This window comes from Aporhodopirellula sallentina SM41, assembly GCF_000346505.1.
GTDB classification, from domain to species: Bacteria; Planctomycetota; Planctomycetia; order Pirellulales; family Pirellulaceae; genus Rhodopirellula; species Rhodopirellula sallentina.
The window spans coordinates 1-830 of the sequence record NZ_ANOH01000332.1 but is presented as its reverse complement, the minus strand read 5'-3'; the positions used below and the strand labels follow the sequence as shown (position 1 = coordinate 830).

The following is an 830-nucleotide window of genomic DNA, read 5'->3' as shown; positions in this document are numbered from 1 at the left end:
GGATAATCAACCTTCCCGACACGGAACCGCCAGATCTCACCCGACAGAAATCACGGTTCTGCAAATCGCATGCATCGCCTACGATGGTGTCTTTCGCACCGCCTGAACGGAGTCCAACCATGAAACGCCTGGCAAAGATTACCTCACTCGTCCTACTTGGTTTCGTCACGGGCGCCCCCGCTGGCTATTTCATTGCGAACGGTAATTCAACTGCTGCCACTTCATCGCAAATTCCGGATACGCCCAGCATTTCACTTCCCCAAGACTTTTTCGCGAAACTTCCTGCATCCGAAGATGGATACCATCGTCTGGTTGCCGTTGAAACGTTCACATTTCCTGGGGCCGATTCCGCAGATGTGAAAGCTGGCGACGAGATTCTCTTGCCGCGCATCGAGATTCCAGCCGGCGGCGAATCGCTCCAGTAGCGTTTGCCATCACGAATTCAATTCCGCTCGCGAGTAACCCGCGTGGTGCACGCGAGCGGCGACGTCGACTATTCGCGATCACCTCATTCTGGTTCATGGCCGTGTGACCACCAACATTCTGCCGATGGAGATGTCGCTAATGTCAAACTCGTCGAAACGCTTTCGCCTCGTCCTTGCTGCGTCACTATTCGTGCTATGGACTGCTTGGGCAATCTGGGCCAACCAGCCGCACTACTACGACGCCCAGGCTCTGGAACAAGAAATCGCAAAGCTATTCCCAACGGGTTCCGCACCGAAGTTGGAACCTGCTTCAGGAGGGTTCCCAGTGCATCACATGCGATATGATTTTTCTGGAAACGAGGATTTGACCGTTCACGAATTTTCCACAGACAAATTTGGACTGAA

The 830-nt window shown here is 53.5% G+C and carries 2 protein-coding genes; both read left to right on the top strand.

Annotation, left to right across the window (positions count from 1 at the left end):
• The first annotated feature begins 119 nt into the window (after nt 1-119).
• Entirely contained in the window at nt 120-425 is a 306-nt protein-coding gene (locus tag RSSM_RS21825) for a hypothetical protein (protein ID WP_008684102.1), read from the top strand.
• Nucleotides 426-564: 139 nt separating this feature from the next.
• The coding region (locus RSSM_RS34905) for a hypothetical protein (RefSeq protein ID WP_236621302.1) at nt 565-830 on the top strand (266 nt) is incomplete at its 3' end.

Excerpts from the sequence above, each read along its gene's own strand:
- RSSM_RS21825 (WP_008684102.1), top strand. The coding sequence starts at position 120 with ATGAAACGCCTGGCAAAGATTACCTCACTCGTCCTACTTGGTTTCGTC.